This window comes from Tabrizicola fusiformis (genome assembly GCF_013328815.1).
Taxonomy (GTDB): Bacteria; Pseudomonadota; Alphaproteobacteria; order Rhodobacterales; family Rhodobacteraceae; genus Fuscibacter.
The window spans coordinates 423386-450086 of record NZ_JABUHN010000003.1 but is presented as its reverse complement, the minus strand read 5'-3'; the positions used below and the strand labels follow the sequence as shown (position 1 = coordinate 450086).

The following is a 26701-nucleotide window of genomic DNA, read 5'->3' as shown; positions in this document are numbered from 1 at the left end:
AACGGGTGTCAGAGACTGGCGGCGGCATAGATCGCCGTCAGATCTCCGCCCCATTCGCCGTGGTAAAGGTCAAGCCAGCGGTCGGCCTGCACCTTGCCCGCCTTCAGGCTGGTGACCAGCGGCGCAAGATGGCGCTCTTCGCCCATGCCCCGCGCGGCAAGGCCCGCGTGCGACAGGCCAACCGCCGCCTGCGCCAGATCGGCAATCTTCACGCCGCCGGCCTCGCCCTGCAACCCCGCGACCGAGGCGGCAACCCGCAGCCCCTCGCGCGTCTCAGTATCCAGCCCCTTGACCAGATCCCATGCGGCATCCAGCGCGGTCTGGTCATACATCAGCCCCACCCAGAAGGCGGGCAGCGCCACGATATGGGCCTGATCGCCGCAATCCGCGCCACGCATCTCGATGTATTTCTTCACGCGCGCCTCGGGGAAGACCGTGGTCATGTGGTCGGCCCAATCCGACAGCGTAGGCTTTTCACCTGGCAGCGCGGGCAGTTCGCCTTTGAGGAAATCACGGAACGATTGGCCCAAAGCGTTGATATACTTGCCGTCGCGGTAGACGAAATACATCGGCGCATCCAGCACCCAATCGACATATTGCTGAAAGCCGAAGCCCTGATCAAAGGCGAAGGGCAGCATTCCGGTGCGGGCATTGTCCAGCCCGCGCCAGATGCGCGAGCGCCAGCTTTTATGGCCGTTCGGCTTGCCGTCGAAGAACGGCGACGAGGCGAAAAGCGCCGTCGCCACCGGCTGCAAGGCCAGCGCCACGCGCAGTTTCTGCACCATGTCGGCCTCGGACGCATAGTCGAGGTTCACCTGCACGGTGCAGGTGCGATACATCATCTGCGTGCCATGGGTGCCGACGCGGCCCATGTAATCGGTCATCAGCCGGTAACGGCCCTTGGGCATCACCGGCATCTGGTCATGCCGCCATTCCGGCGCGGCGCCGATCCCCATGAAACGGATGCCCAGCGGCCCGGCGATGCCTGCCACTTCGTCAAGGTGGTTCTGCAACTCGGCTGCGGTGTCGTTCACGCTGACCAGCGGTGCGCCGGACAGCTCGAACTGGCCGCCGGGTTCAAGGCTGATATTGGCGCCGTTGCGGGTCAGGCCGATGATATGCTCGCCCTCGCGCACCGCCTGCCAGCCATGGCGGTCGATCAGCCCGGCGAAGAGGGCCGAGATCGAGCGGTCGCCGGCATAGGGCAGGGGCGCGTGGCTGCCCTCCAGCCAGCCGAATTTTTCATGCTCGGTGCCCAGACGCCAATCGGTTTTCGGCTTGCAGCCTGACTCGAGAAGCTCGGCCAGTTGCGCGAAATGTTCGATCAGACCTCCGCCCGATTGGGGAATCGACATGGGAGCGGCCCTTTCTGCTGGCACCTTGGGGCGACAGAGGTGTCGCCTTGGCGCGGGCAAGTCAAGGGTGGCGCTGGAAGGATCATTCTGGAAAAGGCGGCGCGCGGGGGCATTCATGCCCCCGCGCGCCGCCTTGGCGGAACGGGTGGGGCTTTGCGACCCGGCCGTCAGCCCCGCATCAGACCGGCGCCGGGGCGGCGCCAGATCAGCCGCATCCCGGCCATGCCCTCGGGCACCAGCGCGGCAGAGCCACCCGTGCCCGTGGGTTCCAGCGCGGCGATCAGGGCGGCACCGTCAAGGCCGGGCAGGCTGGCAAAGGCGTCGAACAGGCGTTCGGCCCCTGTCGCCTCGACCGGGATCAGCACCGTCTGGCCATCGGCCTGTTTCAGCCGCCACAGGCGGCGTCCGCGCAGCGTGATCAGCTTGATTTCCACCAGATCGGGCAGGGCGACAAAGCCACCGATGCCGGGTCCGAGATAGCCGATCTGGCCTTCGTCCACCTCGACCAGCCCCGGCGCCTCGCCCCCTTGGGCAAAGCGCAGCCGCCGCCAGGCATTCAGCGCCAGCCCCGCGGCCAGCGCCACCAGCCCCGCCCCCGCCGGAATCAGCACCCAGCCGCCAAGCGCGATCAGCCAGAGGCCAAGCCCCGCCAGCAGGGCGCTGGCCATCACTTCGCGCCAGCGGATCAGGGCGGCGCGGGCCTCGGGGCGGATCACCGCCAATCCCCCAGCGCTGCCTGCCAGAGCGTGAGCGCCGCCACCGCCGCCGTATCGGCGCGCAGGATGCGCGGGCCAAGGGTGACGGGCACCACCTGCGGCATGGCCCGCAGCCGTTTGCGTTCATCTTCCGAAAAACCGCCCTCGGGGCCGATCAGAATGGCCCAGGGGCCGGTCTCCGTAGGATGGGCAATGCTGCCCATCCCCCGCGCACCCTCATCGGCCCAGAGGATGCGGCGGTCGGCGGGCCAGTCGCGCAACAGGCGATCCAAGGCCACGAGGTCGGCCACTTCGGGAACATAGGTGGCTGCACATTGCTCGGCCGCCTCCACCGCATGGGCCTGCAGGCGGTCCTGCCGGATGCGTTCGGAATTGGTGTGGCGGGTCTGCACCGGAAGGATGCGCGCAGCGCCCAGCTCCACCGCCTTTTCCACAATGAAATCGGTGCGCGCCTTCTTGATCGGCGCGAACATCAGCCAGAGGTCGGGCGGCAATCGCAGCGGCGCCGAACATTCCTCGCACAGCGCAATCCCGCCGCGCTTGCCCGCCTCGGCGATGCGGGCCTGCCATTCGCCGTCGCGCCCGTTGAACAGCGCCACCCGGGCGCCGACCGCCAGCCGCATCACCGCAAAAAGATAATGCGCCTGATCGCCGTTCAGCGCCACCGCTTGCCCCGGGGCGAGCGGCTGATCTACATAAAGCCTGACCTTAGCCTGTTCCATGAAAGCGAACCTATGTCCGAGACGCCCGGAATGCCAGACCCGCAGGGAACCGTCGCGGATGCGGTGGCGGGAAACTGGGTGGACCGTTACGCGCCTGCATGGTCGCGGCCCTATCTGCGCCTCAGCCGGGCGGACCGGCCGATCGGCACCTGGCTGTTGCTGATCCCCTGCCTTTGGGGCATTGCGCTGGCGGCGATGTCGGACGGGTTCCGGGCATGGGATCTGTGGCTGGCGCTGTCCTGCGGGGTGGGGGCTTTCGTGATGCGGGGGGCGGGCTGCACCTGGAACGATATTGCCGACCGCGACATTGACGCGCAGGTGGCGCGCACCCGGTCGCGGCCCATCCCCTCGGGTCAGGTCAGCGTCCGGGGGGCGCTGGTCTGGATGGTCTTGCAGGCATTGGCAGGGGCGGCGATCCTTCTCAGCTACAACAGCCTTGCCATCGCGCTGGGGGCCGCCTCGCTGGGGCTGGTGGCGATCTATCCCTTTGCCAAGCGGTTCACATGGTGGCCGCAGGTGTTTCTGGGGCTGGCGTTCAACTGGGGCGCACTTCTGGCCTTTGCCGCCCATGCCGGAACCGTCACCGTGGGGGCGGTTGCGCTTTATGCGGCGGGGATCGTCTGGACGCTTTATTACGACACGATCTATGCCCATCAGGACAAAGAGGATGACGCGCTGATCGGGGTGAAATCCACGGCGCGGCTCTTTGCCGACCGCTCGCGCCAATGGCTTTGGGGGTTCATGGCGGCAACGGTGCTGCTGATGGCGCTGGCGGTGGTGCTGACGCCGCTGCACGGGGTCTGGGCGCCCTTGGTGGCGCTGGCCGGGGTCTGGGCGATGGGCTGGCATATGGTCTGGCAGATGCGGCGACTGGACCTTGACGATCCCGCCTCGTGCCGCGCGGGGTTTCTGGCCAACCGGGATGCCGGGCTGATTGCTGCGCTGTTTCTTGCCGTTGCCGCACTCGTTTGATTGATCAAGGCCCGGGCGCGTTCTAAGCAGGCCGGGCCCTTGTCCGAAATGAAGAATCCCCGCCCCGTGTTGCAGTTGCCCCCCCTTCGCCTGACGCCAACGCTGTTGGCCTGGGCCGCCTTCGTCGCGGCTGCGCTGGTTTCGGCGCTGATCGCCTTTGGCGCCTCTCTCATCATCGAGCGGGTCAGCACCTCGGCCGTGCGCTCGCGCCTTTTGACCGAGGGGATCACCTGGGTCGATGTGTCGGCGGACGGGTTGCAGGTGCATCTGAGCGGCACCGCCCCGAACGAGGCGGCGCGCTTTCGCGTGGTGAACCTGACGGCGGGGCTGGTGGACAATGGCCGCATCCGCGACGGGATGGAGGTGATCCCGGTCAAGGCGGTGCAGGCGCCGCGCTTTTCGCTGGAAATGCTGCGCAATGATGATGGCATCCAGTTGATCGGCCTTCTGCCCGAAGGCGGTGCCAAGGACGAGTTGATGGCGATGGCCGAAACGCTGCAACCCGATATCGCCTTGCAGGACATGCTGGAAACCGCCAGCTACCCCGCGCCTGAAGGCTGGGAGGCGGCGCTGGCCTATGGGGTGGCGGCGCTGAAAAAGCTGCCGCGCTCCAAGATTTCGGTGGCCGCCGACAAGGTGGCCATCACCGCCATTGCCGCCAGCGACGCCGAAAAGCGCAGCCTTGAGGCCAGCCTTGCCGCCGACCGCCCCGAGGGGCTGGAGGTCAGCATCGAGATTTCGGCGCCGCGGCCGGTGATCACCCCCTTCACCCTGCGCTTTGTCAAGGATGCGGGTGGCGCGCGGTTCGATGCCTGCTCGGCCGACAGCGACCGGGCGCGCGACCGGATCATCGCCGCGGCGGCGCGGGCGGGGGCCACCGGGCGCATCGTCTGCACGGTCGGGCTGGGCGTGCCTTCGCCCTCATGGGCCGAGGCGGCGGCAGCGGGGATTGCGGCGGTGGCGGCGCTGCCCACCGCGACGGTGACCTTCAAGGATGCCGATGTCACGCTTCTGGCGGGCAGCGATGTGGCGCAGGCCGATTTCGACCGTGTGGCGGGCGATCTTGAGGCGGGCCTGCCCGATGTCTTCTCGCTGGAGGCGACGCTTGAGAAAAAGGCCGATGCCGTGGCTGGCCCGGCCGAATTCACCGCCGTTCTGAACGGCGAGACCGGCCGCGTCGAACTGCGGGGCCGTCTGACGGATGAGGCGCAGCGCGCCGCGGTGGACAGCTTTGCCACCTCGCTCTTCGGGACGGGCAAGGTTTACCTTGCCACCCGGCTTGACCCCGGCCTGCCCGATGGCTGGCCGGTGCGGGTGCTGGCCGGGCTCGAGGCGCTGGCCGAGCTGAAAGAGGGCAATCTGGTGGTGCGCGCGGAAACGGTTCTGGTCTCGGGCGTGACCGGCTCGCAGATGGCCAAGGCGCGCATCTCACAGGTGCTGTCGGACGAATTGGGGCAGGGCGAGACCTTCCGCGTCGATGTCCGCTATGACGAGGCGCTGGACCCGATCGCCTCGGTTCCCACGCCGCAGGAATGCGCCGAAGACGTGGCCGAGGTGCTGAAACGCGGCAAGATCACCTTCACACCCGGTTCTGCCGAAATCGACGCGGGCGCCAATGGCGTGATGCAGGCGCTGGCCGATGTTCTGACGCGCTGCCCGGGTGCGCGGATGGAAATTGCGGGCCATACCGATGCGCAGGGGTCCGACGAGGGCAACCGCGCCCTGAGCCAGGCCCGGGCCGAAGCGGTGCTGCTGGCGTTGCAGGGGCGGCAGGTGGATGTCTCCGGCTTTGTCGCCAAAGGCTATGGCGAGGCGGTGCCGATCGCCGACAATGCCGACGAGGGGGGGCGCGAGGCGAACCGGCGGATCGAATTCCACCTGATCGGTGCCGCCGCCCCGGCGGCGCCCGATGCCGATGACGCCACCACCGCCGCCACGGGGGCCGATACGGCTGCGGGCGGGCCGGATTTCTCGGCCGATACCTCGCCCTCGGTGGCGCCCACCGAAAAAACCATCCGCCCCAAACAGCGCCCCAAGGCCGATTGAGTTGCAGCAGGACCAGCACCCATGAACCGCATCGAATTCATCATCGCCACCGCGATCGTGCTGCTTCTGGCCTTTGCCATGGGCTGGTTCACCTATTGGCTGATGCACCGCTTCACCCGCGTCGCCGGCGGCGACATGGGTGAGATGGACCGTCTGGCGCAATCGCTGCACGAGGCCGAGGAAATCCGCGATCAGGCGATCATCTATCTGGAAAGCCGCGAGGCCGAGTTGCTGAACCAGATAGCGCAGGGCGAGGCGGAGTTGCGCGCCGCGATGGAGGGGCTGCGCGATGCCCGTCTCGAAGCCGAGGAAATGCGCGCCTATATCGAACGGATGCACGCCAATTCCTGAGCGGGCGGCTTGACGCAGCCACTTTGCGCGCCGATATTTGCCCGGCGCGATATGCGCAGATGGAGCGTGGATGTCTGAGCTTGTGTAACGCCACCCCCCGCGTCTGACGGGGGAGTGAGGGCGGAACGGGGCGGCCTTGGGCCAGCCCGCTCTTTTGTTACATCCGGCTTTCTGGACTTTCCCATGAATATCTCACGTTACGAACAGCGCGTGCTGCACGCGCTGGCGCAGGGTGGCCTGATCGAGCATGACCGCGAGGGCGGTCGCAAGGTTGCCACCGTGCTGTGCCGCACCCGCGACGGCTTTGTCCTCAGCGATTGCACTCTGTCGGTTTTCCTCAGCCTGCGGCGCAAGGGGCTGATCGCCTCGGCTGCGGGCGGGCCTTACCGCATTTCCATGGCAGGGCGCAGGTCCGTCCGTGCCCAAGCCGACAATCGTTGAGGGCGAGATGATCCTTCGCAAGGAATCGGCGGCGGATGCCGCCGGCAGCGTGATCGGGCTCCATCCGGCTTTCGGCCACTGACGGGGCAGGGGGCAGGCAATCCAGACTTGCCCCCTGCGCCATTCGTGCCAAACTGCCCCGGCATATCAACCGGAGCCATTCATGTCCCTGATTTCCCGTCTTGCCCTTCTGGCGGCCCTTGCCGCAGCCCCCATGGCCCATGCCGATGCGGTTTCCGATGCGCTGGCCGCCGCGAGCGAAGCCTATGCCGCAGGCGACCTGTCGCAGACTTCGGCGCAGCTTATCACCGCGACCAAGGCCCTTGCCGAGGCGCAGAGCGGCATGTTGATGGCGCTTTTCCCGCCGGCGCCCGATGGCTGGACCCGCAGCGACAACACCGATATGGCGGCGGGCCTGTCGATGATGGGCGGCGGTGCCGGTGCCGAGGCCAGCTATTCCACGCCCGACGGCAGCACCATCACCCTGACCGCCTTTGCCGACAATATGATGGTGTCCTCGATGGCCGGGATGCTGGGCAATCCGGCGATGATGGCGATGATGGGCAAGACCGAGACGATCAACGGCACCGCCTTCCTCAATCAGGAAGGCAGCTTTTCGGCGCTTCTGGCCAACCGGGTGCTGGTGCAGGCCAATGGCGGCACGCCCGAGCAGGTCATCGCCCTCTTGGGGCAGATCGACTTTGAAAAGCTCGCCGCTTTCGACAAACCTTGACCGGGGTCAAAGCCCGTCCAGAAGGGCCGCCATCAGGGCCGAGGACGGGTCGCGCAGATCGTCGATCACGTTGAAATGGTGGCGCCCCGGCGCCACCGTCCAGCGGCAAGCCCAATCTTCCGACAGCAGGCGCGCCTGAAACAGGAAGGCGGGCCGCTCCTCCCCGCCGACCCAGACATGCGCGTCCACCCCCGGTTTGCGGGGCAGGCGGGCGGGGCTTTCGCTGGCCACTTCGGCAGCGTCCAGCCGCAGCTTTTCGTTCATGCCGGTCAGCGTCAGCGTCTCCAGATCGGCCAGCGGTGAAATCGGCACCACCCGCGCCAGCCGGGGCAGGTCGATATCGGTGCAGGCCATTCGCGCCGACAGATGCCCGCCCGCCGAATGGCCGGTCACCACCACAGGCCCGGCCACCTCTGCCGCCGCCACCCGCGCCGCCGCCGCAATCTCTTGCGTCATCTGCGCAATCCGTGCCTCGGGGGCCAGCGTGTAGGACGGCAGCGCCACCGCCCAGCCGCGCGCCAATGCGCCAGCGGCATAATGCGTCCAGCTTTCCCGCCCGAAGGCCAGCCAATAGCCGCCGTGGACAAAGACCATCAGCCCCCGCGCCGTGCCCTCGGGCCGGATCAGGTCAAGCTGCTGCCGCGCGCCCGGCCCATAGGGCAGGTCCGCCCGCAGCCGCCCGCCCAAAGTGGCGCGAAAGGCGGCGGCATCGCGCGCCAGATCCGCAGGCAGCGTTTCCGATCCCGGTATGAAGGCGCCGTTCTGATAGGCACGATCCCAATCCATGCGCAGTCCCCTCCCTGGGATAATGCCAGTTCTATCCTACAAATCAGGCCAGACGCCCTGCGCCATGTGGACTTTTGGCCCCCCATCAGCCATTGCATGAACGTCCGAGAAATGGGAGGCCCCGATGCTCGATTCCGTCACCAACCTGCGCGACCTGTTGAAAGACCCCTCGCTTCTGGCGACCAAAGCCTATGTGGCCGGGGAATGGATCGAGGCCGATGATGGCACGACCTTTCCGGTGATCAACCCCGCCCGGGGCGATGTGATCTGCCATGTGCCCAACCTTGGCCGCGCCGAGACCGCCCGCGCCATTGCCGCCGCCAATACGGCAATGAAGGAATGGGCCGCCCGCACCGGCAAGGAACGCGCGCAGGTCATGCGCAAGTGGTTCGATCTGATGATGGCCAATCAGGACGATCTGGGCGCCATCCTGACCGCCGAAATGGGCAAGCCGCTGGCCGAGGCCAAGGGCGAGATTGCCTATGGCGCCAGCTTCATCGAATGGTTCGGCGAAGAGGCCAAGCGGGTTTACGGCGAAACCATCCCCGGCCATCAGCGCGACAAGCGCATCACGGTGATCAAGCAGCCGATCGGCGTTGTCGGCTCGATCACGCCGTGGAACTTCCCGAATGCGATGATCACCCGCAAATGCGGCCCGGCGATTGCCGTCGGCTGCGGCTTTGTCGCCCGGCCTGCGGCCGAAACCCCGCTTTCGGCGCTGGCGCTGGCGGTCTTGGGCGAACGGGCGGGCCTGCCTGCCGGCATCTTCTCGGTCATCACCTCGAAACGGTCCTCCGACATCGGCAAGGAGTTCTGCGAAAACCATCTGGTGCGCAAGCTGACCTTCACCGGCTCGACCGAAGTGGGTCGCATCCTGATGCGGCAGGCGGCGGAACAGGTGATGAAATGCTCGATGGAACTGGGCGGCAATGCGCCTTTCATCGTGTTTGACGACGCCGATCTGGATGCGGCTGTCGCGGGCGCGATGATGTCGAAGTTCCGCAACAACGGGCAGACCTGCGTCTGCGCCAACCGGATCTACGTCCAGTCGGGCGTTTATGACGCCTTTGCCGAAAAGCTGAAGGCGGCGGTGGCCAAGACCCGGGTGGGCGATGGCCTGTCCGAGGATGTGCAGTTCGGTCCGCTGGTGAACATCGCGGCGGTGGAAAAGGTCGAAGAGCATATCGCCGATGCCACCGCCAAGGGCGCGCAGGTGGCCATGGGGGGCGCGCGGCACGAATTGGGCGGCAACTTCTTCCAGCCGACGATCCTGACCGGCGTCACTGACGAGATGATGGTGACGAACGAGGAAACCTTTGGCCCGCTGGCGCCGCTCTTCCGGTTCGAGACCGAAGAGGAAGTGGTGGAAAAGGCCAATGCTACGATCTTCGGGCTGGCCAGTTATTTCTACAGCCGCGACATCTCCCGCGTGACCCGGGTGCAAGAGGCGCTGGAATACGGCATCGTCGGCGTGAACACCGGCATCATCTCGACCGAGGTGGCGCCGTTCGGCGGGGTCAAGCAATCGGGGCTGGGCCGTGAAGGCAGCCGCCACGGCATGGAAGACTATCTGGAAATGAAATACATCTGCCTGAGCATCTGATCCGCACCGGATCGGGCGGCAGTGCGAAAACGGGGCCTTCTGGTCCCGTTTTTCTTTGTTTCCAGGGCTTTGGGTGCCAAGTTTAGGCGCTGATATCCCATAGCACCCCGGCGATTTTGTCTAGCGCGGCGCCTTGGCCCAGTTTGGCGCCATGGCCCGCTGACTTCTGCGTTTTGGGGCCGATGTGAAAGGATACCATCATGGCTGCCAAGCTGATCTCTGCCACCCGCGCCCTGACCCTTGCCACCGCCTTTGCCGTGGCGCTGGTCCCCGCTGCCCCTGCGCTTGCCTGGGGCGACCGCGAACAGGGGGTTGTCACCGGCATCGCCGGCACGCTCTTGCTGCAGGGCATCCTGCGCGATCTTGAGCGGCAGAACCGCCCGCGCCCGGTGCCGCAACCCTATCCCGAGCCTTATCCCACCCCGCGCCCGCAATATCCCGCGCCGCAGCCCGCGCCGGGCCAATACAGCGGCGGCTCGATCTGGCGCACCCCGGTTGCCGAGGCGTTCCAGAGCTATTCGCGCAGCGAGCGCAAGGCGATCCAGCGTCAGCTTAGCCGCTATGGCTATTACCGTGGCGGGCTGGACGGCGCCTTTGGCCCGGGCACCTATTCGGCCATCACCGGCTATGCCCGCGACAGCGGCGACGGCGCCATGCTGCGCACCACCGCAGGCAGCTTTGCCGTGCTGGACGGGCTGCTGTATTAAGCGCGAAGAATTCCCGGCGCGGGCCAAGGATTGCCTCCTGGCCCGCGTCGAAGCATTGTCATGTTGATGGATACGCCCGACGAAACCCTTGCCGAAGCCGCTGCGGGCGGTGACCGCGCGGCTTTTGCCGTGCTGCTGGGCCGGCATTATGACCGCATCTTCGCGCTGGCCTTCCGGCTGACCGGCAGCCGCGCCGATGCCGAGGATCTGGCGCAGGAAATCTGCGCCGCGCTGCCGGCGAAACTGGCACGCTGGCGGGCAGAAGCGCGCTTTACCACATGGCTTTACCGGGTGGTGGTCAATGCCACCCATGACTTGCGCCGCCGTCAGGCGGTGCGCAGCCGTGCCGCTGCGGGCTGGGGCGATTGGGAAATCGCCCGGCAGGACCAGATCGCCGAAGAGGCCGAGGCGCTTGACTGGCTGACGGCCGCCATGACCCGGCTTTCGCCCGAGTTGCGCGACACCGTGGCGCTGGTTCTGGGCGAGGAACTGACACAGGCGCAGGCTGCGGCGGTGCTGGGCGTGTCCGAGGGCACCATTGCCTGGCGGATGTCGGATGTGAAGAAACGGCTCAAGGCGATGGCCGCCGAGGAGGCCCGATGACGGATGATTTCGACGCCCTGCGCGCCGCGCTGAAACAGGCCCCCCCGGCGCCCGACCCGCAGGCGCGCGCCCGCGCCATGGCGCAGGCGATGGAAAATTTCGACCGGCTCCAAGGATCGGCCGCAGCCGCCCGTTCCAATGACAGCCCGCCAGCACAGGCGGGGGTCATTGCCGGAGTGATTGCCATGCTGAAAACCTTCAATACCCGACCGCTTCTTGCCGCCTCTACCTCTGCCGCTGCGCTGCTGATCGGCTTTGCCGTTGTGTTGCCGCTGACGGACCATCTGCCGGGCCGCGGCGAACGTCCCACCGCGCAGGCGCCGGTTGCCGAGACCAAGCCGCGCCAGCGCCCCGAGGCGCCGGTTCTGGCCGAAACTGCGGATGCAGAGACCGATGCCGCCCCGCCGCCCGAGGCGCTTGCCCGGCTCGCGTCCGAACCGGCACCCGAGCCCGTTCCCGCCCCGGCGCCCAAGGCCGCTGCCAAGCGGGCCGCCGCACCCCAGGCGATGGCCGAAGTCGCCCCTGATGCCATGGCCGATGCCATGACGGGTGCCATCGCTGCCGCCGCTCCGGCGGGTGGTATCCTGCCGGACATGCCACTGCCGCCGCCGGAAAACACCGAGACCTTCGCCAATGCCGCCGTCAATCCGGTGCATGTGACGGCAGAAGAGCCGGTTTCGACCTTTTCCATCGACGTGGACACGGCCTCTTATGCCGTTGTCCGCTCGTCGCTGATGGCGGGTGTGTTGCCCGATCCGCAAGCGGTGCGGGTCGAGGAGATGGTGAATTACTTCCCCTATGCCTATCCGGCACCCGAAGCGGGTAAAGCATTCCGCCCCACCGTCACGGTGATGCCGACGCCCTGGAATGCGGGCACCCGTCTGGTGCATATCGGCATTCAGGGCGCGCAGGTCACCGAACGCCCGCCGCTGAATCTGGTGTTCCTGATCGACACGTCGGGCAGCATGGAGGACGCCAACAAGCTGCCGCTCTTGAAACAGTCGCTGGCGCTGATGCTGCCGGAATTGCGGGCCGATGATCAGGTGGCCATTGTCGCCTATGCCGGGTCCGCCGGGCTGGTGCTGCCGCCCACGGCGGCGGGCGAGCGGGTGACCATCCTTGCCGCGCTGGATCAACTGGCGGCGGGCGGTTCCACCGCCGGGGCCGAGGGCATAAGGCTGGCCTATCAGGTGGCCGAGGGGATGGCAGGGCAGGGTGAGGTCAGCCGCGTCCTTCTGGCCACCGATGGCGATTTCAACGTCGGGATTGACGACCCCGACGCGCTGAAGACCTATATCGAAGGCAAGCGCGCCTCGGGCAGCTATCTGTCGGTGCTGGGCTTTGGCCGGGGCAATCTGGACGACGCCACGATGCAGGCGCTGGCGCAGAACGGCAATGGCACGGCCGCCTATATCGATACGCTGTCGGAAGCGCGCAAGGTGCTGGTCGATCAGCTTTCGGGCGCGCTTTATCCCATTGCCGACAATGTGAAAATCCAGATCGAATGGAACCCTGCGCAGGTCGCGGAATACCGGCTGATCGGCTATGAAACCCGGGCGCTGGCGCGCGAGGATTTCAACAATGACAAGGTGGATGCCGGCGATATCGGCGCCGGGGCGCAGGTCACCGCGATTTATGAGGTGACGGCACCGGGCAGCCCGGCCCTGCTGAACGATCCGCTGCGCTATGGCGCTGCAGCACCGGCCACGGGCGGGGGGGAGTTGGGTTTTCTGCGCCTGCGCTCGGTGGCGCCGGGGGAAACGGCCAGCACGCTACAGGAAACCCCGATCCTGCCTGAAACCGCCGCGCCCGGCGATGATGCCCGCTTTGCCGTGGCCATCGCGGGCTTTGGCCAGCAGTTGCGCGGCGCGAAATATCTGGGCGACTGGGGCTGGCCGCAGATGATCGCCCTGGCCCAAGGGGCGCGGGGCGAAGACCCCTTCGGCTACCGCGCCGAGGCGGTGACGCTGATGCGGCTGGCCATGGCGCTTGACCACTGACTGCGGTTCGGGCGGCGGCGGGCCGGGCCAACGCCGCCCTTGCCTGCCGCAGCGAGGCGCGGCTAGCCTTGCCCTGCATTTTCCCGATTCCACATTCGCAGTTTACCGGAGGCCCAACGTGCATGACCCGATCCGTATCGGCCAACTGACCATCCGTTTCCTGATCGACCGCAGCGACAGCAAGGACAGCATGGCGCTGTTTGAGCTGACCGTACCTCCCGGCGCCAAGGTGCCCGCGCCGCACTACCACAGCAACTGGGACGAAACCGTCTATGGGCTTGAGGGCAGCATGATCTGGACCCTCTCTGGCACCGCGACCGAGCTTGCGCCGGGCGGGCATCTTTTTATCCCGCGCGGTGCCGTTCATCACTTCATCAACCGCAGCGAGGCCCCGGCGCGTGCGCTGGTGATGATCGCGCCCGGCGTTTTGGGGTCGGAATATTTCCGCGACCTTGCGGCGCTGATGGCGGTGGGCGGCCCGCCCGACCCCGCGCGCGTCGGCGAGGTGATGGCGCGGCACGGGCTGGTGCCGGTTCCAGGCTGACCCGGGCCGCCGCTCCCGCAGTTCCGACAGGAAAAGGCCCGCCCCGATTCGGGGGCGGGCCTTCGGTTTTGCGGGGAAGAGGGCTCAGACGGTCGCTTCCAGTGCCTTGGCCTCAACCTGTTTCGGTTCGGTCGCGGCGGGGCGGCCAATCTCGATGCGGCGGGGTTTCAGCGCCTCGGGCGTTTCGCGCACAAGGTCGATGTGCAACATGCCATGCTCATGCGCGGCACCCGTCACGCGGACATGATCGGCCAGCGCAAAGCGGCGCTCGAACGCGCGGGTGGCGATGCCGCGGTGCAGATAGGCTTTCTCGGCCTGATCGGGGGTCTTGCGGGCGGCGACATGCAGCGCGCCGTCCTTCACCTCAACCGAGAGTTCTTCGGGCGTGAAACCGGCGACGGCAATCGAGATGCGATAGGCATCCTCGGCGGTCTTTTCGATGTTGTAGGGCGGATAGGTGGGCTGGGCCACATCGGCGGTCAGCGCGCGGTCCATCAGATCGGCGATGCGGTCAAAGCCGACGGTGGCACGGTAAAGCGGAGCGAAGTCGAAACCACGCATGTCATCCTCCTTGGGAAGCGATGTCAGGGGCCTGCCCCATCCGGGCGCAGGCGGTTCAGGCGCCCCGGCCCGGATTGGCACCGGAGCATGATTGATCTGGGGAGGCTTTTGCGCGGTTTCAAGGGGCGATAGCGCCCGGGGTCACGGCTTGATGAACTTGGCCCCGCCGCTGCCGCCCGCCGACAGAAGCCGCACCTTGCCCGGCGCATCCAGCCCCAACTCGGCCTTGAGCAGCGTCAGCCCGCTGTCCAGCGCGGTGCCAAGCGCGACCTTGCGGCCCTCGACCTCGGCCTTGGCGGAAATGACCGAAACGACCACCGCCCGCCCGTCTGGCCCCACATGAAACACCGGCGCACCCGAGGAGCCGAAATCGACATCGCAAGACAGCACCAGAATATCCGGCCCCTTGTCCAGCACGCCGCAATCGGGTTCCAGCGCGGGCACTTCGGCCCGGTCCTGCGCATAGGAGACCACGCCAACCGTATCGCCGGTCCGGGGCTGTGCGCCGGTGGCAAAGGGATGGACCTGCGGCAGGCGCACCGGCTGATCCAGTTGCAAAAGCGCAAGGTCATAGGCCACCCGGTCAAGGTTATCGACCCCGGCATAGACGTAATCGGGATGCACCGCCGCCGCCTTGACCCCGCGATAGGCTTCGGCGCGGCCATTGCGCAGGCCCAGCCGGAATTCGATATCGCCGATGTCGTGGCGCGCACCCGTCGCCTTGTCGAACAGGCAATGCGCGGCGGTCAGCACCAGATCATCGGCAATCAGCGTGCCGGTGCAAAAGCCCCGGCTGCCCAGCTCCAGCCGCCCCACCGCCTCCCAGCCGCGCTGGTCGTCGCCGGTCTGCAGACTGACAAGCCCCCGACCCTCGACAAGGGCAGGAAAGGCCACAAGGGCCGCAAGCAAGACGGGCAATCGCCGCATCGGTCCTCCGAATTCAGAGGTCCGGGCTAGACCCGGAATGCGGCAAAAACGTGGCAATCCCGGTGTCAGGGCAAGGCACGCGGCCTTGGCCCGCCCATGGCCCAATCCAGCAGCTCTACCGTATGCACCACCGGAATGCCGGTGCCCGAGCCGATCTGCATCATGCAGCCGATATTGCCCGCTGCGATCACGTCGGGCGTCTTCGCCTCCAGCGTGGCCACCTTGCGCCGCTTGAGTTCCGCCGAAATCTCGGGCTGCAACAGGTTGTAGGTGCCCGCCGAACCGCAACACAGATGGCTGTCGGCAGGCTCCACCACGGTAAATCCTGCCCGTTTCAGCAAATCCTTCGGCGCGGTCTTCACCTGTTGGCCGTGTTGCAGCGAACAGGCGGCGTGATAGGCCACCCGCAGCCCCTTGGGCGCCCCTTCCGGCAGGCCCAGCTTCACCAGAAGCTCGCTGACATCCATCGCCAGCGCCGCCACTTCGGCCGCCTCTGCCGTGCCCAGCATATGGCCGTAATCTTTGACCGTGGTGCCGCAACCCGAGGTGTTGATGACGATGGCATCAAGCCCGCCCGCGCGTTTCTCGGCCATGAAGGCGGCGATATTGGCGGCGGCAAAGCCATGCGCCTCATCCTCGCGGCCCATGTGATGGGTCAGCGCGCCGCAGCAGCCCATCGCCTTGGGGATCACCACCTCGCAGCCCAGACGGCGCAACAGGCGGATCGTGGCATCGTTGATATCGGTGTTCAGCGCCTTCTGCGCGCAACCCGTCATCAGCGCCACTCGCATCCGCCGCTCGGCCTTGGCCGGAAAGACCTGCGGATCGTCATTGCGGCTGACCGGCGGCACCACCTTGGGCGCCATCGCCACCATGGCCCGCAACCGGGCATCAGGCAAAAGCCGGGCAAAAGGCCGCGCCATCTTCGCCCCCAAGAGCGCCAGCCGGAAGCGGCCCGGATAGGGGATCACCCGCGCCAGCACCCAGCGCAGCAGCCGGTCCGAGAGCGGGCGGCGGTAGGTCTTTTCCACATGCGCGCGGGCGTGGTCGATCAAATGCATGTAATGCACGCCTGAAGGGCAGGTCGTCATGCAGGCAAGGCAGGACAGGCAGCGGTCAATGTGCTTGACGGTCTTTTCATCGGCAGGCCGGCCCTGCTCCAGCATGTCCTTGATCAGGTAGATGCGGCCCCGCGGGCTGTCGAGTTCATCGCCCAGAACCTGATAGGTCGGGCAGGTCGCGGTGCAGAAGCCGCAATGCACGCAGGCGCGCAGAATGTCATTGGCCCGCGCAATGCCCGGCTCGGCCAGTTGGGCCTCGGTGAAATTGGTCTGCATCAGCCCATGACCCCCGCATTCAGAATGCCGCGCGGGTCGAATTTCGCCCGCAAACCGCGTGACAAGGCCGCCACGGCAGGCGCCTCGGCCGGAAAGACCGGCACCGTCATGCCCGGCAGCGGGCGGATCAGCATGGCATGGCCATGGCCCGCCACCGCCGCCCGCACATCGGCCCGGGCCTCCGTGAGCAGCCAGATCAACCCGCCGCCCCAGTCATAGACCGCCCGCGCCCCCGGCAGGGCCGCGACAATCCCTGCCGCCGCCGAAGGCCGCACCACCAGCCGCCAGATGGCCCCCGCGGCCCCGGCAAAGGGTGCCACATCGCGCACCTGCCGCCAGAGCGCGGCACTTTCCGCTCTGCTCGCCAGCACCCAATCGCCGCCCAAAACCGAGCGCAACGCCCCGGCGCGATAGGCGACCGAGCCTTCCAGCCCCTCGATCCGCAACAGCGTCCGCCCGCCGATATGCGCCGCGCCTGACACGTCATAGGGCGTGCCAAGCGCCGCCCGCAGCCGCGTCAGCGCCGTGGCATCATCCAGCCCTTCGGCGATCAACGTGGTCTCGGCCTCGGGCATCGCCTGCAATTTCAGGCTGACCTCGGTGATCACGCCCAGCGTGCCATGGCTGCCCGCCAGAAGCTTGACCAGATCATAGCCGGTGACATTCTTCATCACCCGCCCGCCGTTCTTCACCACATGGCCCGCGCCATCGACAAAGCGCAGCCCGATTAGGCTGTCGCGGGCCGCCCCCGCCTGCACCCGACGCGGCCCGCCGGCATTGGCCGCCGCCACCCCGCCCAGCGTCGAGACCCCTTCGCGCCCCAGAAGCTGGCGCAGATCCGGCACCTCAAAGGCCAGCCGCTGCCGCTCCCCCGCCAGAAGCGCCTCGACCTCGGCCAAAGGCGTGCCCGCCCCCGCCACCAGCGTCAGCGCGCCGGGTTCATAAAGCCGCACTCCCGCCAGACCGCCGGTTTCCAGCGCCACACCCGGCAGATTGCCCGGCCCCCGCGTGCCGCCGCCGACCACGCGCAAGGGGCCGCCCGCCCCCCGGATCGTCTCACTCAGTTCCGCCTCGCTGGCAGGCCGCATCTGCTGCCCTTTCATCTGTTCCCAAATATCCTCGGGGGTCCGGGGGCAGACGGCCCCCTGCGCTCTCAACCGGCGCGCCGCCCGGCGCTGATCTCCAGCGGAAATACCTTGGCCGGGTTCAAGAGCCAGCGCGGATCGAACACATCCTTCACCGCCATCTGCGCCTCCATATCCGCCGCCTCGAACTGCACGCCCATCAGGTCGCGCTTCTCGATGCCCACACCATGCTCCCCCGTCAGACAGCCGCCGACCTCGACGCAAAGCTTGAGGATTTCCGCGCCAAAAGCCTCGCACCGTTCCAGATCGCCGGGCTTGTTGGCATCGAACAGGATCAGCGGATGCATGTTGCCATCGCCCGCGTGAAAGACATTGCCGACCTCAAGGCCGAATTCCGCACTCATCTCGCCAATGCGGCGCAGCACATGCGGCAGGGCCGAGACCGGGATCGTGCCGTCCAGACACATGTAATCATTGATCTGCCCCATGGCGCCAAAGGCCGATTTGCGGCCCAGCCAGATGCGCCGGGCCTGCTCTTCATCCGCCGCCTCGCGCAGCTCCACCGGGTTGTGGCGCAGCGCGATGGCCTTGATCCGGGTCAGTTGCTCGTCGATTTCCGCCGGGCTGCCTTCGACCTCGATGATCAACAGCGCCTCGCAATCCGGGTAGCCCGCCTTGGCAAAGGCTTCGCAGGCGCGGATGCAGGGGCGGTCCATGAATTCAATGGCCACCGGCAGGATGCCCGCCTTGATGATGTCCGATACACATTCGCCCGCGACGGCGTTCGAGGCATAGCCGACCAGCACCGGCCTTGCCCCTTCGGGCTTGGGCAGGATGCGCAGCGTGGCCTCGGTCACCACGCCCAACTGCCCCTCGGACCCGCAGACCACGCCCAGCAGGTCCAGCCCGGCGGTTTCCGCCCAAGGCCCGCCCAATTCGACCACCGTGCCATCCATCTGCACCAGCGTCACGCCCAAGAGGTTGTTCGTCGTCACCCCGTATTTCAGGCAATGCGCCCCGCCCGAATTCATCGCCACATTGCCCGCAATGGCGCAGGCCAACTGGCTGGACGGATCGGGGGCGTAAAAGAACCCCTCCGCCTCGACCGCGCCGGTCACCGACAGATTGGTGCGGCCCGACTGCACGCGGATAAAGCGGTTGTCGTAATCGGTTTCCAGCACGGCATTCATCCGCGCCACACCAAGGATCACGCAATCCGCCGTTGGCATCGCTCCACCTGAAAGCGAGGTGCCCGCCCCGCGCGGCACCACCGGCACGCCTTGGCGATGGCAAAAGGCCAGAACCGCCGCGACTTCGCCCGTGGTCCGCGGCAGCACGGCGGCCAGCGGCGCACAGCGATAGGCGGCCAGCCCGTCGCATTCATAGGCGCGGGTTTCGGCCGGATCGTCGATCACGGCATCGCCGGGCAGGATCGCCCGCAGCCCGGCGACAATCGCCGCGCGGCGCGACAGCACCGACGGATCGGGCAGAGGCATTTCCATGGCGAACCTCCCTGTTCTGGTAAGAAAATATAACCAATTTCGCCATTCAGGCAAGTCTTTCCCGCGCCCCGCTGCGTTTTCCGGCTTTTCCCGCGCCGGGCGCTGGCCTAGCCTTGGCTATGCCCGACCTGATCCATCTTGGCCCGCTGTCACCCCTTGACCTGATCGCCCTGGCGACGCTGTTGGCGGCATGGCTGATCGTGGGCCGGTTGATCGAGCATCCACCCGCCAGCCGCCCCTCGGTCAGCCTGATCATGCAAAGCTATCGCCATGACTGGATGCGCCAGTTCGTGACGCGCCAGCCCCGCATCTTTGACGCGACGATGATCGACAACCTGCGGCAAAGCACGGCGTTCTTCGCCTCGGCCTCGATGATCGCCATTGGCGGCGGGGTGGCGCTGATCGGCAATCCCGCGCCGGTGCTGGGCCTTGCGCGCGACCTGACCCTGCCGACCGAGCCGTCGGGCCTGCAAATGCGCGGCTTGCTGGTGGTGGGCCTGCTCGCCAATGCGCTGTTGAAGTTCATCTGGGCGCACCGGCTGTTCGGCTATTGCGCGATCCTGATGGCCTCGGTGCCCAACGATCCGGCCGACCCGCAAGCCTATCACCGGGCCGAACAGGCGGGGGAGGTGAACATCCATGCCGCCAAAAGCTTCAACCGCGGCCTGCGCTCGATCTATTTCGCGCTGGGCGGGCTGGGCTGGCTTCTGGGGCCATGGGGGCTGATCGGGGCCACGCTGGCGACCACCGCCATCCTGATCCGCCGCGAATTCGCCTCGCAATCGCGCGCGATCATGCTGCGCAAAGCCTGAGATTGCCCTCCCGCCTGCCTGCCCCGGATTTGCACCTTTCGAAATACTCCCGCCGGAGGCATCGCCATTTGCCACCTGCGCGCCCCCGGCCTTATGCGCTCCGCCGCCGCCCCTCGGCCAGCCATGCCCCCAGCGCAAAGCCCGCCGCGACCAGCAGCAGAACCCAGCCCGGCATCAGCGGCGAGACCTGCAGATCCTCGGTCACCGAGGCGCCGCGCGGCGTCAGGCCCAGCCAGCCACGCCCGGCGGCGGGGCGGCCGGGGCGCACCTCGCGCAGGGTGGGAAAGCCGTCTTCCAGCCGCAGGATGCCGCCCTGCATGGGCGCCACCGCCGGCGTCATCGGCAGGGCGCTGGCCAGCGTTTCGACAAATTCGCGCGGGGCAGGCGGGCCGACTGCCACCACCCGCACCAGATCGCCCTGTTCCAGCCGGTATAGCCCGACGCCGGGCGCCTTCCACTCCACCGTCCAGCGGCCAGGGCTTTGCTGCACCATCGGCACCGGCTGCGCGGTGCCATCCGGCGCGGTGATCGTCACATCCCCCGGCGGTTCGGCCTGCAGGGTGCGGCGGGTGATGGTCATCACATCGCCATTGGCGGCGGCCATCAGCGCTTCTTCCTCCAGCTCCGGCTCTTTCAGCATCCAATGCGCCAGCCGCCGCAAGAGTTCCAGTTGCGGCCCGCCGCCCTCAAACCCGCGCCCCCAGAGCCATGCCTGATCCGAGGCGAGAACCGCCACCCGGCCCTGTTCCACCCGGTCCAGCACCAGAAGCGGCTTGTCCTGCGGCCCCGACATCACCACCTGCCCGGCAATCGGGCGCACGTCGATCAGCCGGAACCAGCGGCCCCAGCCGCCTTCGGGCGCCAGCGCCTCAAGCCCCTCGGTCACCGGATGGCGGCGGCCGATTTCGGTCAGCGCCGGGCGGAACCCGCCCTCGATCACGCGCGAGGTGGGTTCGACCGGCAGAATCTCGGCCAGAGGCGAGCGCCAGAGGCTGTCCACGGCGCCAAACTCGGGTCCCGCCGCCACCAGAACCGTGCCGCCGCCGCGCACATAGCGCACCACATTGTCGATGTATTCCATCGGCAGGATGCCCCGCATCCGGTAGCGGTCAAAGATGATCAGGTCGAATTCGGTGATCTTTTCAACGAACAACTCCCGCGTGGGAAAGGCGATCAGCGACAGTTCCTCGACCGGGACGCCATCCTGCTTTTCCGGCGGGCGCAGGATGGTGAAATGCACGAGGTCCACCGAAGGGTCGGATTTCAGAAGGTTGCGCCAGACCCGCTCGCCTGTATGCGGCTCACCCGAGACGAGCAGAACCCGCAGACGGTCGCGCACGCCGTTGATCTGCACCACGGCGGCATTGTTGCGGTCAGTCAGTTCCCCCGCGACCCCCGCGACCGAGAATTGCAGCACGTTCTGCCCGGCATGGGGCAGGGTGACCGGCAGTTCAAGGTCGGTGTTGGTGGGCACGGTGAAGGTGACCGGCTCTTCGGCATCCACCGAAAGCGTGAGGTCCACCGAAGCCCCCAGATCGGTCGGCAGGGCGCCCTGATCGTCGATCCGCAGTTTCAGGGTGAACTCTTCGCCCAGAATGGCAAAGGCGGGGGCGTCGGTGACGATCAGGCGACGGTCCCAATCGGTCTGCCGCCCAGTCAGCAGCACATGCAGCGGCGCGGGCAGCGACGGCGCCAGCGCCAGATCATGCACCTGCCCGTCGCTGATCAGCACGGCCCCCGCGATGCGCGCCTGCGGCTCGGCGGCCACCGCCTCGGCCAGCGCAGTCATGGCAAGGGTTCCGGCATCGTCGGCGCCATCGGCAAAGCGAGTGACGCGCAATTCGGTATTGTCCAGCGCGGCGACGGCTGCGGTCAGCCGGGCCAGCGCCTCTTCCGTCTGGGCGGGGCGGTCCGACAGGCGCTGCGAGGCGCTGTCATCGACCACGGCGATCACGATGTCGCTGAGGGGTTTGCGGTCTTCCTCTTGCAGCACCGGATTGGCCAGTGCGGCCAGCAACGCCAGCGCCGCCAGTGCGCGAAACGGCCAGCCGCGCAGGCCGCGCAGCGCCGCCAGCCCCACCAGCAGCACCGCCAGCGCCATAAGGCCCCAGAAGAGCGGCAGCGGCAGCAGAGGGTCAAAGAGGACCGAGCGGCTCATTGCCCCAGCCTTTCCAGCAGTGCAGGCACATGGACCTGATCGGATTTGTAATTGCCGGTCAGCACATGCATCACCACGTTGATGCCAAAGCGATAGGCGATTTCGCGCATCTGTTCGCCAGCGGCCCCGCGGCCCACGGCGAACATCGGGCTGCCATCGGGGCGGATGGCCCAGGCCCCGGCCCAGTCATTGCCGCCCAGAATGACCGGCGTCACCCCGTCATTCAGGCGGCGGAAGGGCATTCCGTCTTCCAGAGTGGCATCGGGTGGCGCCGCCTCGACCCAGAGGTCGGGCGCGTTGTAGCGGCCGGGAAATTCCTGCAAGAGATAGAAGCTGCGGGTCAGCACATGGTCGCGCGGCAGGGGTTCCAGCGGCGGAATGTCCAGCCCGGCGGCGATGACCTGCAACACCTGCGCCTCGGGCGTGGCGCCGCCGCCATAACCTGCAACATCGCCATCGCGGGTGTCGAACAGGATCATCCCGCCGGTGCGCAAGAAGCGGTTCAGCTTGGCATAGGCGGCGGGCGAGGGCAGGGGCTGATTTGCCGTGACGGGCCAGTAGAGGAAGGGGTAGAAGGCCAGCTCATCGGTTTCCAGATCGACGCCCATCGGCTCTTCGGGTTCGATCGCGGTGCGGCGCCAGAGTTCTTCGCCAAGACCGCGCAGGCCCGCATCGGCCACCTCGTCCACCTTGGCGTCGCCGGTCAGCACATGGGCCAGAACCACGCCGCGCGTCGCCTCGATGGCGCGGGCATCGGCGGCGGGGTCGGGCGGCGGGGCCGCCTCCTGCGCGCGCAGGCTCCCGGGCGCCAGAACGGCCCCGGCCAGCAGGGTTGCGGCCAGCATCGGCACCGTCACCGCCCGGCGCAGGCCCGGCAACCGGCCCGAAAGCGCCAGCGCCGCCAGAACATCCAGCGCCAGCAGCACCAGCGCCCCTGCCAGAAGCCAGCCCTTGAGCGCCAGCGCGCGGGCGGTCTCAAGCCCCTCGACCGTGGCGGCAAGGGGCCAGCTTGCGGGCGTCAGCGCAGTTTCCGCATTGACGGCATTCACGGCCACCCGCCGCTCTTCATTGCGGTAAAGCCCGGGCGGGGCGGCGGGGCCGGGGCCCGTGGTCAGAACCTTTGCCATCGTCTCTCCCGGCACGCCCGCCAGTTGCCCGGCATCGGCCAACTGGCCATAGCCGTCCAGCAGCCGCTCGGGTGCCCAGGTCAGGCCCTGCACCTGTTCCGCCCCGCCACCGGCGCGGGTCGAAACTGCCAGCCGTTCGAGCATCTGCATGAAAAGGCCCGAAAGCGGCAGGCTGGACCATTCGGCATTGGCGGTCACATGCACCAGCACCACCTGCCCGGCGCCCACAGCCTTGCGGGTGACAAGGGGCGTGCCATCGGCCAGCGCGGCAATGGTGCGCCCGGCAAGCTCGGGGTCGGGCTGGGCCAGAACCTGTTCGGTCACCGTCACCTCGGGCGGCACCGCCAGCCCGTGGAAGGGCGAACCTTCGGGGAAGGGGGCCAGCGTCTTCGGCTCCCCCCAACTCATCGAGCCGCCGACGGCGCGGCCCCCTTCGCGCAGGCGCACCGGCATCAGCGGGTCTTCGTCGCCGCGCGCCACGTCCGAAGCAGCCAGACGCGGCCCGGCAAAGCGCAACAGCAACCCGCCGCCGTCCAGCCAGTCCAGCAGCCCGTCCTGTTCCGATTGGGTCAACCGGGCGACATCGGCAAGGATGATCACATCCGGCTTGGCCGGCAACACATCGGACAGGCTGCCGTCGAGAAGATCGGCCACCGGCGACAGCGCCTGCCGCAGGTAATGGGTGGGCGACAGCAGCTGCATCCCCTCGCGGTCGGCTCCGCCCGACAGGATTGCCACCTTGCGCCGCTTGAGCGTGTCATCGGTCAGCGACACCGCCCCCGCTGTGCGCTGGCCCAGAATCTCAAAGCGGGTGATGCGGTTGCGGAGTTCCGGCGGCAGGTCCAGTTCGGCCTCGGCGCGCGGGGCGCCTGCGGCAAAGGTCAGGGGCAGGCGGGCAAGTTCGCGGTCCGTGCCCGAAGGATCGGGGCCGCGGGCGCTGATTTCAACCGTGGTTTCGGTGGTCGCCGGGCTGCGGCTGGCGGCCAGCCTGATCTTGCCACCGTCGAACAGGGCGGGATGCAGGGCGTAAAGCGGCCGGGGCGAGGCGACAACGCGCAGCGGGCCATGGTCCAGAAGGGCCGCCGCAAGATCGTCGGCCCCGGGATGGGCGAGGCCGTCCGAGAGCCAAAGGGTTTCAAACCCGCCTTCCGGCAGGTTGGTGCCCCATGCCGCCAGATCCTGCGGCAGCCAGGGTTTGGGTTGCAGCGCGCCAAGGCGGCCCTGCCAGTCGGCCGCCGTGCCGGGCAGCAGGGCTTGCGGCGTGTCGGCCAGCGAAGCCACCGCCACCGGGCGTCCGGCGCGGCCCGCCTCTTCCAGCGCGGCAAGTGCCCGCTCTTGCCGCCGCGCCCAGTCGCGGGCATCGGCCCAGCCACCGTCCAGCAGGATCACCAGCGGCCCGGTGCCCGGCTGGCCGGGTTCAGGATTCAGGATCGGCCCGGCGAAGCCGAGGATCGCCGCCGCCACCGCCAGCGCCCGCAGCAGCAAAAGCCACCAAGGCGTGCGGTCGGCCTGACGGTCCTTGTCCTCAAGCCCCAGAAGCAGGGCGACACCCGGAAAGCGGCGGCGGATCGGCGCGGGCGGAATGGCGCGCAACAGCAGCCACAGCACCGGCAAGGCGAGCAGCCCCAGCAAAAGCCAGGGCGTGGTGAAGGCCAGCCCTGCGATCACCGCCCGCCCTCCAGCGCCTGATAGAGCCACAGCAGCGCCGATTGCGCCGGTTGCCCGGTGTGATGCGTGCTGAAATGCCAACCTGCCGAACGGGCCAGATCGGCCAGCCGCGCCTTGCGCTCTGCCAGACGGTCAAGGTAGCGGGCGCGCAATTCGGCGGCACTTTGGGTTTCATGGCTGAGGGTGCCGCCCATCGAGGCGAAGATCACCCGCCCGCCAAAGGGAAATTCCTCTTCGGCCGGGTCCAGCACCTGCAACAGCGCGCCGCGCACGCCCTGTTCGGTTGCTTCGGCCAGCGCCGCCTCAAGCGGAGGGAGGGGGCCGAGGAAATCCGACAGGAAGACGGCACGGCCATGCGGCACCAGCCCGGCGGTCAGCGGTGCGCCGAAATCCTCGGGCGCGTCGCCATCGAGTTGCGCCAGAAGCGGCATCAGTTGCGCACGTCCCGGGCGCGGCGGATCGCCGCCGGCAAGGCCCACCCGCTCCCCTCCGCGCAGCAAGAGAACCGCCAGCGCCAGCGCCAGAAGCCGGGCACGGTCGGCCTTGGCCGGGCGGTTGGCATCGCCGGAAAAGCCCATGGCGCGGGCGCGGTCCACCCAGAGCGTGACGGATTGCACCGCCTGCCATTCGCGTTCGCGCACGAAATGCGTGTCAGACCGGGCGGAGCGGCGCCAGTCGATGCTGCGCGCGGCATCCCCGGCATGGGCGGGGCGGTATTGCCAGAACTCGTCCCCCTGCCCGGCGCGGCGGCGGCCATGGGCGCCCAGTTGCACCGAGCGCGCCAGTTGGTCCGCTTCGGCCAAGAGCGCGGGCAGCGATTGGCCAAGTGCTTCGGCCCGGGCGCGAAGGTCGGCGCGGAGATCGGCGGGCTGGATCAAGCCGCAGCCTCAAGCCGCAGAACCTGCCCCACCATGCGGTCGATCAGCCCCGACAGGGTTTCGCCCCGCGCCCGCGCGGCAAAGGACAGCGCCATGCGGTGTTCCAGCACCGGCTTGGCCATGGCGGCGACATCGGCGATGCCGGGGGCAAGCCGCCCCTCCAAGAGCGCCCGCGCCCGCACTGTCAGCATCAGAGCCTGCGCCGCACGCGGCCCCGGACCCCATGCCAGCGACCCGGCAACGCTGCTGCCCTCGGCTTCGCCCGGGCGGCAGGCGCGCACGAGGTCAAGGATCGCCTCGACCACCGCTTCGCCCACCGGCATCCGACGGATCACGCTTTGCGCCGCAATCAGACCCTCGGCATCAAAGACGGCATGGGCGCTGCTTTCGGTCGCGCCGGTGGTGGCCAGAAGGATTGCGCGTTCCGCCGCGCGGCTGGGATAGGCGACATCGACCTGCAACAGAAAACGGTCAAGCTGCGCCTCGGGCAGGGGATAGGTGCCTTCCTGCTCGATCGGGTTCTGGGTGGCCAGCACATGGAACGGGCGGCCAAGGGGGCGGTGCTGCCCGGCGATCGTCACCTCGCGCTCTTGCATCGCCTGCAACAGGGCCGATTGGGTGCGCGGGCTGGCCCGGTTGATTTCATCGGCCATCAGAAGCTGGCAGAACACCGGCCCCTCGATAAAACGGAAGGCGCGGCTGCCGTCGGCGGCGCTGTCCAGCACTTCGGAGCCAAGGATATCGGCGGGCATCAGGTCGGGCGTGAACTGGATGCGGTTCGACTGCAACCCCATCACTGTGGCCAAGGTATCGACCAAAAGCGTCTTGCCCAACCCCGGCAGACCCACCAGCAGCGCGTGCCCACCGCAGACCAGCGCGGCAAGCACCTGATCCACAACCGCTTCCTGCCCGATGAACCGTCCGGCAACCGAGCTGCGGGCACGGCCCAGACGCTCGGCCAAAGCTTCGATCTCGGCGACAAGCTGGGTGGGATCGGTCATCTCGGGTCTCCGCAAGGGGCAATTGCCGCCATATGAGCCAATCCGGGGCCCGGGCACAAATGCCAA

At 67.8% G+C, this 26701-nt stretch carries 24 protein-coding genes; 11 read left to right on the top strand and 13 right to left on the bottom strand.

What is annotated here, in order from left to right; genetic code table 11:
• Positions 1-8: 8 nt before the first annotated feature.
• The 3 genes from HS053_RS07005 to HS053_RS06995 form a co-directional block, all read right to left on the bottom strand.
• Positions 9-1355: a glutamate--cysteine ligase gene (locus tag HS053_RS07005; protein ID WP_174210492.1), complete on the bottom strand. Its 1347-nt coding sequence runs from the start codon at positions 1353-1355 to the stop codon at positions 9-11.
• Between the two features lie 167 nt (positions 1356-1522).
• On the bottom strand, positions 1523-2071 hold the full coding sequence (locus HS053_RS07000) for a hypothetical protein (RefSeq protein WP_174210491.1): 549 nt from the start codon (positions 2069-2071) through the stop codon (positions 1523-1525).
• Positions 2068-2793 (bottom strand): 16S rRNA (uracil(1498)-N(3))-methyltransferase, encoded by a 726-nt coding sequence (locus HS053_RS06995; RefSeq protein ID WP_174210490.1) that lies wholly within the window; start codon positions 2791-2793, stop codon positions 2068-2070. Before HS053_RS06995 ends, HS053_RS07000 begins: the two co-directional genes overlap by 4 nt.
• Before the next feature lie 12 nt (positions 2794-2805).
• Between HS053_RS06995 and ubiA the strand changes: the two genes are divergently transcribed.
• From ubiA to HS053_RS06970, 5 genes are all read left to right on the top strand, one after another.
• A complete protein-coding gene (ubiA, locus tag HS053_RS06990) occupies positions 2806-3765 on the top strand; it encodes a 4-hydroxybenzoate octaprenyltransferase (protein ID WP_241699767.1) in 960 nt (319 codons plus the stop codon).
• 48 nt (positions 3766-3813) lie between these two features.
• The gene (locus HS053_RS06985; RefSeq protein WP_174210488.1) at positions 3814-5811 is read left to right on the top strand and encodes an OmpA family protein; all 1998 of its coding nucleotides are present in this window, start codon (positions 3814-3816) and stop codon (positions 5809-5811) included.
• 21 nt (positions 5812-5832) lie between these two features.
• Positions 5833-6162, top strand: a complete 330-nt coding sequence (locus tag HS053_RS06980) for a hypothetical protein (protein ID WP_174210487.1) — start codon at positions 5833-5835, stop codon at positions 6160-6162.
• 183 nt (positions 6163-6345) lie between these two features.
• Complete coding sequence (locus tag HS053_RS06975; RefSeq protein ID WP_174210486.1) at positions 6346-6603, top strand: YjhX family toxin; 258 nt, start codon at positions 6346-6348, stop codon at positions 6601-6603.
• A 163-nt stretch (positions 6604-6766) separates the two neighbouring features.
• Positions 6767-7336 carry a hypothetical protein gene (locus HS053_RS06970; protein ID WP_174210485.1) on the top strand — a complete coding sequence of 190 codons (570 nt, stop codon included), beginning with the start codon at positions 6767-6769 and terminating at the stop codon, positions 7334-7336.
• Positions 7337-7342: 6 nt separating this feature from the next.
• On the opposite strand, the gene HS053_RS06965 is transcribed toward HS053_RS06970, so the two are convergent.
• Complete coding sequence (locus HS053_RS06965; RefSeq protein WP_174210484.1) at positions 7343-8122, bottom strand: alpha/beta hydrolase; 780 nt, start codon at positions 8120-8122, stop codon at positions 7343-7345.
• A 124-nt stretch (positions 8123-8246) separates the two neighbouring features.
• Between HS053_RS06965 and HS053_RS06960 the strand changes: the two genes are divergently transcribed.
• The 5 genes from HS053_RS06960 to HS053_RS06940 all read left to right on the top strand — a co-directional run bounded on the left by HS053_RS06960 (position 8247) and on the right by HS053_RS06940 (position 13579).
• Positions 8247-9725 carry an NAD-dependent succinate-semialdehyde dehydrogenase gene (locus HS053_RS06960; protein WP_174210483.1) on the top strand — a complete coding sequence of 493 codons (1479 nt, stop codon included), beginning with the start codon at positions 8247-8249 and terminating at the stop codon, positions 9723-9725.
• Between the two features lie 200 nt (positions 9726-9925).
• Positions 9926-10432 carry a peptidoglycan-binding domain-containing protein gene (locus tag HS053_RS06955; protein ID WP_174210482.1) on the top strand — a complete coding sequence of 169 codons (507 nt, stop codon included), beginning with the start codon at positions 9926-9928 and terminating at the stop codon, positions 10430-10432.
• Positions 10433-10498: 66 nt separating this feature from the next.
• Positions 10499-11035: an RNA polymerase sigma factor gene (locus HS053_RS06950; protein ID WP_174210481.1), complete on the top strand. Its 537-nt coding sequence runs from the start codon at positions 10499-10501 to the stop codon at positions 11033-11035.
• Positions 11032-13035 (top strand): vWA domain-containing protein, encoded by a 2004-nt coding sequence (locus HS053_RS06945; protein WP_174210480.1) that lies wholly within the window; start codon positions 11032-11034, stop codon positions 13033-13035. Before HS053_RS06950 ends, HS053_RS06945 begins: the two co-directional genes overlap by 4 nt.
• A 118-nt stretch (positions 13036-13153) precedes the next feature.
• The gene (locus tag HS053_RS06940) at positions 13154-13579 is read left to right on the top strand and encodes a cupin domain-containing protein (protein WP_206677583.1); all 426 of its coding nucleotides are present in this window, start codon (positions 13154-13156) and stop codon (positions 13577-13579) included.
• A gap of 84 nt (positions 13580-13663) precedes the next feature.
• On the opposite strand, the gene HS053_RS06935 is transcribed toward HS053_RS06940, so the two are convergent.
• The 5 genes from HS053_RS06935 to HS053_RS06915 form a co-directional block, all read right to left on the bottom strand.
• A complete protein-coding gene (locus HS053_RS06935) occupies positions 13664-14140 on the bottom strand; it encodes an Hsp20 family protein (protein ID WP_174210479.1) in 477 nt (158 codons plus the stop codon).
• 141 nt (positions 14141-14281) lie between these two features.
• A complete protein-coding gene (locus HS053_RS06930; protein ID WP_174210478.1) occupies positions 14282-15067 on the bottom strand; it encodes a trypsin-like serine peptidase in 786 nt (261 codons plus the stop codon).
• Positions 15068-15132: 65 nt separating this feature from the next.
• Positions 15133-16404: a glycolate oxidase subunit GlcF gene (glcF, locus tag HS053_RS06925; RefSeq protein WP_174210477.1), complete on the bottom strand. Its 1272-nt coding sequence runs from the start codon at positions 16402-16404 to the stop codon at positions 15133-15135.
• A complete protein-coding gene (locus HS053_RS06920; RefSeq protein ID WP_174210536.1) occupies positions 16404-17492 on the bottom strand; it encodes an FAD-binding protein in 1089 nt (362 codons plus the stop codon). Before HS053_RS06920 ends, glcF begins: the two co-directional genes overlap by 1 nt.
• 65 nt (positions 17493-17557) lie before the next feature.
• A complete protein-coding gene (locus HS053_RS06915) occupies positions 17558-18991 on the bottom strand; it encodes an FAD-linked oxidase C-terminal domain-containing protein (RefSeq protein WP_174210476.1) in 1434 nt (477 codons plus the stop codon).
• A gap of 119 nt (positions 18992-19110) precedes the next feature.
• Between HS053_RS06915 and HS053_RS06910 the strand changes: the two genes are divergently transcribed.
• Positions 19111-19803, top strand: a complete 693-nt coding sequence (locus HS053_RS06910) for a DUF599 domain-containing protein (protein WP_174210475.1) — start codon at positions 19111-19113, stop codon at positions 19801-19803.
• Positions 19804-19894: 91 nt separating this feature from the next.
• On the opposite strand, the gene HS053_RS06905 is transcribed toward HS053_RS06910, so the two are convergent.
• The 4 genes from HS053_RS06905 to HS053_RS06890 are packed head-to-tail and all read right to left on the bottom strand — an operon-like array spanning position 19895 to position 26635.
• Positions 19895-21961 carry a hypothetical protein gene (locus HS053_RS06905; RefSeq protein WP_174210474.1) on the bottom strand — a complete coding sequence of 689 codons (2067 nt, stop codon included), beginning with the start codon at positions 21959-21961 and terminating at the stop codon, positions 19895-19897.
• Positions 21958-24756, bottom strand: coding sequence for a DUF4159 domain-containing protein (locus HS053_RS06900; protein WP_347233303.1), 2799 nt, complete (start codon positions 24754-24756; stop codon positions 21958-21960). The genes HS053_RS06905 and HS053_RS06900 overlap by 4 nt, the downstream gene beginning before the upstream one ends.
• Complete coding sequence (locus HS053_RS06895; RefSeq protein WP_194245508.1) at positions 24753-25634, bottom strand: DUF58 domain-containing protein; 882 nt, start codon at positions 25632-25634, stop codon at positions 24753-24755. Before HS053_RS06895 ends, HS053_RS06900 begins: the two co-directional genes overlap by 4 nt.
• Positions 25631-26635: an AAA family ATPase gene (locus tag HS053_RS06890; RefSeq protein WP_174210473.1), complete on the bottom strand. Its 1005-nt coding sequence runs from the start codon at positions 26633-26635 to the stop codon at positions 25631-25633. The genes HS053_RS06895 and HS053_RS06890 overlap by 4 nt, the downstream gene beginning before the upstream one ends.
• Positions 26636-26701 lie beyond the last annotated feature (66 nt).